The organism is uncultured Azohydromonas sp. (assembly GCF_937926365.1).
Lineage (GTDB): Bacteria > Pseudomonadota > Gammaproteobacteria > Burkholderiales > Burkholderiaceae_C > Azohydromonas.
The window spans coordinates 1-9,430 of sequence record NZ_CALAOH010000221.1; the positions used below are offsets into that span (position 1 = coordinate 1).

General features: G+C 73.9%; 9 protein-coding genes. All 9 read right to left on the reverse strand.

The features are described from left to right. Positions 1 to 1,184: Clp protease N-terminal domain-containing protein (locus tag Q0741_RS24480; protein WP_298235810.1), on the reverse strand; the 1,184-nt coding region annotated here is incomplete at its 3' end. 137 nt (positions 1,185 to 1,321) lie between these two features. Continuing rightward, positions 1,322 to 2,584 (reverse strand): acyl-CoA dehydrogenase family protein, encoded by a 1,263-nt coding sequence (locus tag Q0741_RS24485; protein ID WP_298235811.1) that lies wholly within the window; start codon positions 2,582 to 2,584, stop codon positions 1,322 to 1,324. 40 nt (positions 2,585 to 2,624) lie between these two features. After that, positions 2,625 to 3,233, reverse strand: a complete 609-nt coding sequence (locus Q0741_RS24490; RefSeq protein WP_367184173.1) for a flavin reductase family protein — start codon at positions 3,231 to 3,233, stop codon at positions 2,625 to 2,627. 14 nt (positions 3,234 to 3,247) lie between these two features. Beyond that, positions 3,248 to 3,649, reverse strand: a complete 402-nt coding sequence (gene crcB / locus Q0741_RS24495; RefSeq protein ID WP_298235812.1) for a fluoride efflux transporter CrcB — start codon at positions 3,647 to 3,649, stop codon at positions 3,248 to 3,250. 5 nt (positions 3,650 to 3,654) lie between these two features. After that, positions 3,655 to 4,143 (reverse strand): molybdopterin synthase catalytic subunit MoaE, encoded by a 489-nt coding sequence (gene moaE, locus Q0741_RS24500; protein WP_298235813.1) that lies wholly within the window; start codon positions 4,141 to 4,143, stop codon positions 3,655 to 3,657. A 52-nt stretch (positions 4,144 to 4,195) separates the two neighbouring features. Beyond that, entirely contained in the window at positions 4,196 to 6,061 is a 1,866-nt protein-coding gene (locus tag Q0741_RS24505; protein WP_298235814.1) for a hypothetical protein, read from the reverse strand. 175 nt (positions 6,062 to 6,236) lie between these two features. Further along, positions 6,237 to 8,195: a hypothetical protein gene (locus Q0741_RS24510; protein WP_298235815.1), complete on the reverse strand. Its 1,959-nt coding sequence runs from the start codon at positions 8,193 to 8,195 to the stop codon at positions 6,237 to 6,239. Positions 8,196 to 8,383: 188 nt separating this feature from the next. Continuing rightward, on the reverse strand, positions 8,384 to 8,638 hold the full coding sequence (locus Q0741_RS24515) for a MoaD/ThiS family protein (protein ID WP_298235816.1): 255 nt from the start codon (positions 8,636 to 8,638) through the stop codon (positions 8,384 to 8,386). A gap of 4 nt (positions 8,639 to 8,642) precedes the next feature. Next, the coding region (locus Q0741_RS24520) for a molybdopterin molybdotransferase MoeA (RefSeq protein WP_298235817.1) at positions 8,643 to 9,430 on the reverse strand (788 nt) is incomplete at its 5' end.

The following is a 9,430-nucleotide window of genomic DNA, read 5'->3' on the forward strand; positions in this document are numbered from 1 at the left end:
TCGTCGATCAGGTCGATGGCCTTGTCGGGCAGGAAGCGGTCGGTGATGTAGCGGTGCGAGAGCTCGGCCGCGGCCACGATGGCCGGGTCGGTGATCTCCACGCCGTGGTGCACCTCGTACTTCTCCTGCAGCCCGCGCAGGATGGCGATGGTGGCCTCCACCGACGGCTCCTCCACCAGCACCTTCTGGAAACGGCGCTCCAGCGCGGCGTCCTTCTCGATGTACTTGCGGTACTCGTCCAGCGTGGTGGCGCCGATGCAGTGCAGTTCGCCGCGCGCCAGCGCCGGCTTGAGCATGTTGCCCGCGTCGATGGCGCCCTCGGCCTTGCCCGCGCCCACCATGGTGTGCAACTCGTCGATGAACAGGATGATGCGGCCCTCGTCCTGCGCCACTTCCTTGAGCACGGCCTTGAGCCGCTCCTCGAACTCGCCGCGGTACTTGGCGCCGGCCAGCAGCCCGGCCATGTCCAGCACCAGCACGCGCTTGTCCTTGAGCGTGTCGGGCACCTCGCCGTTGACGATGCGCTGCGCCAGCCCTTCGACGATGGCGGTCTTGCCCACGCCGGGCTCGCCGATGAGCACGGGGTTGTTCTTGCTGCGGCGCTGCAGCACCTGGATGGCGCGGCGGATCTCGTCGTCGCGGCCGATCACCGGGTCCAGCTTGCCCTGGCGGGCGCGCTCGGTGAGGTCGAGCGTGTACTTCTTGAGCGCCTCGCGCTGGCCTTCGGCCTCGGCCGAGTCCACCTTGGCGCCGCCACGCACGGCCTCCACGGCCGCCTCCAGCGCCTTGCGCGTGAGGCCATGGCCGCGCACCACGGCGCCGAGGTCGGTCTTGGAGTCGGAGAGCGCCAGCAGGAACATCTCGCTGGCGATGAACTGGTCGCCGCGCTTGCTGGCTTCCTTCTCCGCGGCCTGCAGCAGCGAGACCAGGTCCCGCCCGGGCTGCACCTGGCCGCCGCCGCCCTGCACCTGGGGCAGGTTGCGCACGGCCGTCTCCATGGCGGTCTTCAGCCCGGCCGTGTTGGCCCCCGCCCGGTCCAGCAGCGCCTTGGGCCCGTCCGGCTGCGCCAGCATCGACGCCAGCAGGTGCGCGGGCTCGATGTACGGGTTGTCGTTGGTGACGGCCAGGCTCTGCGCGTCGGCCAGGGCCTGCTGGAAAGCGGTGGTGAGCTTGTCGATTCGCATGGATTGAATCCTCCGTTGCGCTTCGAGTTTGGGCGCCGCGCAGCGATTTCAAGGCCGGCGCGCAGCGCTTTCCACACCGGTTTTGCGCTGGAGCAAGCGGCAGGGGGCGTGCCGGCTCCGGCCCCCGCATGGGTTGCTCAGGCTTCGATCTGCTCCTCCCCCTCCCCCGCCCAGTACAGGCTGTCGCGGCCGAGCTGATCGAGGCACAGCTCGGCCGTCCACGGCAGCATCACCGCGCCGCAGCGCGCGTCGCGCAGCAGCCGCTCCAGCGGCAGGTTCTTGGTCAGCGCCTGGCCGCCGCAGGTGCGCAGCGCCAGCTGGCAGATCTCCGCCGCCTGCTCCACCACCGTGTGCTGCGCCGCCAGCAGCCGCAGCCGCGCATGCCGGTCCGGGTCCGGCCCGGCACCGGCCAGGGCGTCGAACAGCAGCGCGCGCATCTGCTCCAGCTTCAGCCGCATCTGCGCCACCGCGAACTGCTTGGTGGGGTACATGCGCCGCTGCACCGGCGGCAGCCCCGGCACCTCGCCGCGCAGGAAGCACACCGTGAAGTCGTGCGCCGCCTGCGCGATGCCCAGGTAGGCCGGGCTGTTCATCAGGAACATCGCCGGCCAGCGCGATGCCGCCTGGCAGTACAGCCCTTCAGGCAGCAGCCGGTCGGCCTCGGGCACGAACACGTCGTGGAACTCCAGCGTGCGGCTCACGGTGCCGCGCATGCCCAGCGGGTTCCACTCGCCGCTCACGCGCAATCCCGGCGCATCGCGCGGCACGGCCAGGAACAGCGCATCCGCCTGCGTCGCCGCCGGGCGCTGCAGCGTGCACAGCAGCCCGTGCACGTCGGCCTCGCCCGCCATGGAGGCGAAAACCTTGCGCCCGCTGACCACGTAGCCGCCCTCCACGCGCCGCGCCACGGTGGCCCAGGGCGCCTTGCCGGCATCGGCGGCGCCGCCCTCGGAGAAGGTCTGCGCCCACACCTGCCCATCGGCCACGATCGCCGCCTCGTGCCGGGCCCGAGCCGCCTCGTGCGCCGCGCGCTGGGCATCGCTCATGTCCAGCGATTCCCCGACCAGGCCGCTCCACAGCGTGTTGCTCACGTGCAGGCTGAAGCACAGCGCCGTGGCGCCGCACCAGCGCCCCAGCTCGGCCGCCACCAGCGCGCAGCCCAGCAAATCGGACCCCTCGCCGCCACGCGCCGGCGCCACGGCCAGCGCCAGCAGCCCGGCCTCGTGCAGTTCGCGGAAGTTCTGGCGCGGGAACGACGCCTGCGCGTCATGGGTGGCCGCGCGCGCGGCCAGGCGCGGACCCAGCTCGGCGGCCCGCGCCACCCATGCGCGCTGCGCGGCGCTCAGGCGCGAGGCGTCGCCCGCGATGTGCGCGCCGGCGGCAATGCAAGTCTCTTCCATGTCTCCTCCTCGCCGCACCCGCCGCAAAGAGGGCGCGGCCTCAAAGAATCTCGCCCAGCAGGTGATAGCGCCCGCCGTGGAACAGCAGCGGCGGCAACGCCGCGTCGGCCAGGCGCAGCACCCGGCCCACGAAGAGCACATGATCGCCCGCGACCTGGCGCGACACGCGCTCGCATTCGAAGACTGCCGTGCAGCCCGCCAGCACCGGCGCGCCGCCCAGGCCTTCGCTCCACTGCCCCTCGCCGAACTTGTCCGGCTCCTTGCCGCTGGCAAAGCGCCGCGACAGCCCGATCTGCCCCTCCGCCAGCACGTTGATGGCGAAGTGCGAGGCCTGCTCGAAGGCGGCCAGGCTCGCGCTGGCACAGCGCAGCGACCACAGCACCAGCGGCGGCTCCAGCGACAGCGCGCTGAAGGAGTTGGCGGTGATGCCCACGCGCTGGCCGTCGGCGGCATCGACGCAGGTGATGATGGTCACGCCGGTGGCGAAACGGCCGAGCGCGCCGCGCAGGGCCTGCGGCGTGATGTCCACGGCGCCGTCCAGCTCGCGCGCCAGCGGCGTGCCCGGCAACTCCGCCGTCGCGGAGGTGCCGGCGCCCGTGTCGGCTGCGGCGGTGGCCACGGATGCGGCGGAAGGATGGGATGTACTCACGTTCATGAATTCGTTCAGCCCCGCGCCCACAGCAGCCGCGCCAGCCCGTGGCCCAGCGCCGCGCACGCCAGCGCGCCCAGCACGTGCGCGCTGGTGTGCAGCGCGGCCAAGCTCCAGCGTCCGGCTTGCAGCAGCGACAGCGACTCCGCCGAGAAGGCCGAGAAGGTGGTGAAACCGCCCAGGAAGCCGGTGACCAGCAGCAGGCGCAGGAATTCGTTGGGCGCGCGCGCGAACACCTCCAGCGACACGCCGATCAGCAGCCCGCCTACGCAGTTGACCACCAGGGTGCCGAGCGCGAAGCCGGCCCAGGCGTTGTTGAGCCACAGCGCCGCAAGCCAGCGCAGCAGCGCGCCCACCGCGGCGCCCACGGCCACGGCCAGTCCATGAGAGAGCGTGACCGTCGGCGCGCTGCTCATCGGGCTCAGGCCGCCGCGTTGCCGGCCGCGATGCCCCAGCGCGCCAGCGCCTGGTCGTCGGCCACGCGCGCATCGACCCAGCGCGCGCCTTGCGGCGTGTGTTCCTTCTTCCAGAACGGCGCCTGGGTCTTGAGATAGTCCATCAGGAACTCGCAGGCCTGGAAAGCCTGGCCGCGGTGCGCGGAGGTGACGGCCACGAACACGATCTGGTCCAGCGGTTTCAGCGGGCCCACGCGGTGGATGACACGCGCGGCGCGGATGTCGAAGCGCTTGAAGGCTTCGTCCACCATGGCCTCGATGGCGCTTTCGGTCATGCCAGGGTAGTGCTCCAGCTCCATCAGGCTCACGCCGGCGCCCTCGCTGTGCTCGCGCACGGTACCCACGAAGCTGACCACCGCGCCCACGCCGGGGTCCCCGGCGCGCAGGCGCTGCACCTCGGCGCCGAGGTCGAAGTCATCGGTCTGGATCAGGACGCGGGGAGAGGTCGTAGCCATCGGCGGATTGTCGCACCGCGTTCGCGGGGGTCTGGAGGACGGCGGCCGGCCTTCAGCGCGCCGCGCCCGGGCTCTCCAGCCAGCGCTCGCACTGCACGTGGCGGCGCCAGGCCGGCTTGGCGCACTGCTGGCGCATGCAGCGCTCCAGCGCGGACTTGGCCTGCACCACGCAGGCGGACAGCGGCGCGTCCGGCAGCTCGGCGGAGCGGACCGCCGGCTCAGCCGTGGGCGAGCGCGACACCACCGACGGCGCTGCGCGCTCGCGGGAGCGTGGCTGCGGCGGCGCAGTGGGTGCGGGAGGAACGGCCTCCTGGGAAGTCACCCTGATGTCCGGCACCACACCGGCCCGCGGCACCGATTCCGATGCACCGCCGGCCATCGGCGGCGCCGGCAACCCGGCGGGCGGGACAGCCGCCGTGGGCCCGTCCGGCACCGGCGCCTGGGATGTCGCAGAGCGCGGCACGCCCAGGCCGAGGGCATCAGGCACCACGCGGGAGGCCGCGGCCGGCGATGACGCGGGCGCCTGGGCCCGGGCCGCCGCCTCGGCCAGCAGGCGGTCCATGTGCCGGCGCTCCTGCTCGGCCTCCCACCAGCCCTGCCCCCACCACGCCGCCCAGCCGGCCCCCACGGCCAGCAGCAGCAGCGCGATCGCCATCCGCCAGCCGACGGCGGGATGCCCGCGCGGCGCCACCGGCGCCCCGCCCGCATGCCCATCCGGCACGGCGGCCAGGGCCGGATCGGTCGCGGGCACCGCCGATGCGGTGGCTGCCGAAGCAGCCGGGTTGCCCTGAGCCCCCGTCGCCGCGGCAAACGCGGACGCCATCGCCGGCTCGACCCGCCGCTGCCCGGATGCCGGCGAGCGCGGCGGCTCCTGCGCCGTGGCCCGGCCTCCGCTCGCCGCAGCCGGTGGCGGTGTGGCGAACGGCGGCACCGATCCAGCCACCGAGGCGGCGGGCGACATGCCTGGCGCGGGGGGCTTGGGCAGCACACCCAGCCGGTCCGACCCGGGCGGTGTTCCTTGAGGCCATTCGGCGGAGGCCCCCCGTCCGGCACCCGCAGCCGCCGGACGCAGCGGCTGCGGCCCGGGCACCGCGTCGCCCAGCATCGCCCGCAGCGCGACGGCCCCCGCGGGGCGCTCGGTGGGCGAGGCCCGCAGGCAAGCCTGCAGCGCGGGCACCAGCGCGCGCTGCGCCGGCCCGACCGGCGACGGCAGCGCCTGCACGATGGCCGCCGCCACCTCGTCCTGCGTCGGCACGGTGGTCCATTTCCAGGCGCCAAGGTGATCCAGCACGGTGGCGGCCAGCATGTACAGATCGGTCCAGGGACCGCGCGGCAGGTGCGCGCCTTCGGGCCGCATCTCGGGCGGCGCGCCGCGGAACACTTCATCCAAGCGCAGCGCGCGGGCGGCGGAGCCGAAACCCAGCAGCACCGGCCGCTGTCCGGGCGCCCACAGCAGTTGTCGCGCGTGCAGGCCGCCGTGCACCAACCCGGCGGCGTGCAGTTGCGCCAGGGGCTCCAGCAGCGCCAGCAGCAGCTCGCGCACTTCGTCGCCGCTGCGCGGCGGCGGCAGCGCATCGAGCGGCACGCCGGGCAGCAGGGGCATCAACCCGCACAGGCTGCCCTGTTCCTCGTTGGCCTGCAGAACCGACACCAGTCCCGGCAGGCGCAGGCGCGACAGCAGCCGCAGCTCCTCCAGGCAGGCACCGCGGCCGGCCTCGAAGGCGGCGCGCGCCGCGGTGTCATCGGGATCGTGCAGCCGCGGCGTGCCGTCGCCGTCGCGCACGCACAGGGCCTGGGGGCAGTACTCCTTGAGCGCATAGCGGCCGGCGCCCAGCGCATCGCCGGCGCGGTAGACGGTACACACCGGGCCGACCTGCAGCACGGCCTCGATGGTGCAGCCCGCCAGCACGCTGCCCACGGCGCGCGTACCAGCCGGCCGGGCATCACTTGAAAAGGGGGCCATAACCGGACTATGGCCGCGCCTGCCATGTCCTGGGGGTTGCAAGGGGTGTCTGAAGGAGTGTTGGCCAGAGCCACAAAACAAAAACGCCCGGCCACCGCCGGGCGCTTTGCCCAGGGAACGAAGCCGGGCCTCAGGAACTGATCACGTTGTCCCGCAGCAGCCGCTGGCACTGCGGGTGGTTGCGCTGGGACGGCTGGCTGCACTGGCGCTTCATGCACTGCAGCAGCGCGTATTTCACCTGCGTCCCACAGGCCGCGCGCGGAGCGGTCGAGGCGGTGCGGCTCGCGGCGGCCTTGGCCGGCGCCTTCGCCAACCGGTTGGCCTTGGCCGCAGCGCCGCGCGGAGCGCGCGCGACCTGCACCGCGGGCCGTGAAGATGGCTGCGCCGCCGCCCGCGTGTCCGGCACCGACGGCGGCTGGGCCTTGGCCGGGCTCGGCGCAGTCTCCCGGAGGGGCTTGTCCGCGGCGGCAGTCACCGAGGGCGGCACGACCGGCGTGGCCTGTGGTGCCGTGGCCAAAGCCGCCGACAGCGGGGCCGGCGCCGGGGTTTGCGCCTCCGCGGCGGGCTCGTGGACCTGGAAGGCGGCGGCAGCCGGTGCCGTCACGGGCGTCGCGGCGACGGGGGCCGGGGCCTCCACCATGGCCGGCGGCGCTTCACGCGCCACGGCCAGCGGCTCCGGGGGCACCACGGACGCGCCCGTGGGCATCGTTTCAGGAACAGCCGGGGCCCGCGCCTCGGCCAGAGCCTCCAGCGGACTGGGCTCGCCCGGTGCGGGCAGCTCCGTGGCGCCCTGGGCCACAGGCGAGGGCGGTAGCGGGGGCAGTCCGGCCGAGTCCCCGCCGTCCGCTGCCGTGGCCCAGGCCGGCGGGTTCGCGGCGCCGACGAGCAGCCGGTCGATGCGCTGGCGCTCCTGTTCGTCCGACCACAGGCCCCGCACCCACCAGCCCGAGGCCACGCAGCCCAGAGCCAGCGCCAGGACCAGCAAGGCATTGCGCCGGCTGTCGTCGCGCCGGCGCGGCGGCTGCGGGATGACGCAGCTGCCATCGGGCCGCAGCGCTGGCATGGCGGGCTCCGGGCCGCTGCGCGCCATGGCCTCCGGCAGGCGTGAGGCCGCCCGCTCCGCCTCCCCCGGCTGCGGCGCTGACTGCGGATGCGATGGAGACGGCGCGGCGCCGGGCGGCCTGGCGGAACGCGACACCCCGGCGGCCACGAGTTGCGCGCGCAGCTCGCCGGCGTGGTGCGGACGACGCGTGGGCGTGCTGTCCAGGCTGGACTGCAGTGCCTTCACCAGCACCTGGCGCTTGCCGGCGTCGCGGGCTGGGCCCAGGGCCTTCTCCAGCAGCGCGGCCACGCCAATGTCGGCGGCCGCGTCGTCCCAGGGCCGGCCCGAGAGCTGGCGCATCACCATGGCGGCCAGCGCGTACACGTCGGTCCAGGGGCCGACGGCCGGACCCGGCTGCGGGTCCGGCGTGCGCAGCTCGGGCGCGCGGTCGTCCGGCTCCGGGTACACGCCCAGCACGCGAGCCGCCGAGCCGAAGCCCAGCAGCACCGGCGCCCGGCCGGGCAGCCACAGCAGCTGCCGCGCGTGCAACGCGCCGTGCACCTGCCCGGCAGCGTGCAGTTGCGCCAGCGGCTCCACCAACGACAGCAGCAGCGCATGCAGCGCCTCGTCGTTCTGCGAGGCGGGAAGCTCATTCAGCGGCACGCCGGGCAGCAGCGGCATCAGCGCGCACAGGCTGCCCTCGGACTCGACCAGGTCCCGCACCCGCACCACGCCGGGCAGGCGCAGCCGCGCCAGCCGGCGCATCTCCTCGACAAAGGCGGCACGCCCGGCCTCGAAGGCGGCGTGGGCCGCCGGATCGTGCGGGTCGCGCAGGCAGGGCGCGCCTTCCGCGTCGCGCCTGCACTGCGCCTGGGGACAGTACTCCTTGAGCGCGACACGCTCGATGCCCAAGGCATCGACGGCGCGATAGACCGTGAAGACCGGGCCGGCATGCAGCACGGCCTCGATGCGATGGCCGGCCAGTGCGCTGCCCGCCGCACGGGCGGCGGACGGTGCTGGCGGCGTCGAAGCGTCGGACGGCGTCATGCCCCAACTATGGGCATGCCCGCGGGCCCGTCCGGTTGCAAGTCGTGTCGGCAGCTACAGGACCGACGCGGCGGCGCAACAGCCTCACTCTCGGTCGAGTCTGGTCGTGAGATGACCCGTTCGGACTGAGGTATCGAAGGGTCAGCACGAACGGGTTTTCACCGTTCGGGAACTTGGCAAGGCCCGGCTCAGCCCCCCGTCACTGGAGGGAAGAAAGCCACCTCGGCACCCTCGTGCAGCGCGGCGGTTTCGTCGCTCATCTTCTGGTCCAGCGCGCAGCGCAGGCTACGGGTGCGCGCCAACGCCTGGGCGTGCGCCCCGCCGCGCCCGATCAGCGCATCGCGCAGCGACGCCAGGGTGCTGCCCTCGGGCAGGTCGGCCACGGTTTCACCCGGGCCCAGGGCCTCGCGCAGCGAGGCGAAGTAGCGGATCTGGACGTTCATCGGCTCAGCACGAGGACAGCAGTTGAGACAGCGGCAGGTAGCGCACCAGGTCGCCGCGGCGGATGGCGTTGCCCGGCGGGTTGTCCACGAGGCCGTCGGCCCACACGGCCGAGGTCAGCACCCCCGAGCTCTGGTTGGGGAACAGCTCCAGCGTCCCATCGGCCCCCAGGCGCACGCGCATGAACTCGCGCCGGAAGCGGTCCGGCTTGGGCAGCTCGAAGCCCGCGTGCAGCTCGAAGCCGCGCGGGAACGCCGTGGGCAGCCCCTGCAGCGCGCACAGCACCGAGCGCACCGCCAGGAAGAAGGTGATGTAGGTGGAGACCGGGTTGCCCGGCAGGCCCAGGAACAGTGCCTCGCCGGCGCCCTCGCCTTCGCGCGTCACCGCGCCGAAAGCCAGCGGCTTGCCGGGCTTGGTGCCGATGGACCACATGTGCAGCCGCCCCAGCGACTGCACCGCGGGCTTGACGTGATCCTCCTCGCCGACCGACACGCCGCCGGTGGTGATGATCAGGTCATGCCCTTCGGCGGCGCGGCGCACCGTCTCACGCGTGGCATCGAGTTGGTCCGGGACGATGCCGAAATCCGTGACCTCGCAGCCCACCGCCTGCAACAGGCCGCGCAGGGTGAAACGGTTGGAGTTGTAAATGGCGCCGGGTGGCAGGTCCTGCGGCGCGACCTCGCCGGGCATGACCAGCTCGTCGCCGGTGGACAGCAGCGCCACGCGCGGGCGGCGCAGCACCGTCAGGCGCGCGGCGCCCACCGTGGCGGCCAGGCCCAGCGCCTGCGGCGTGA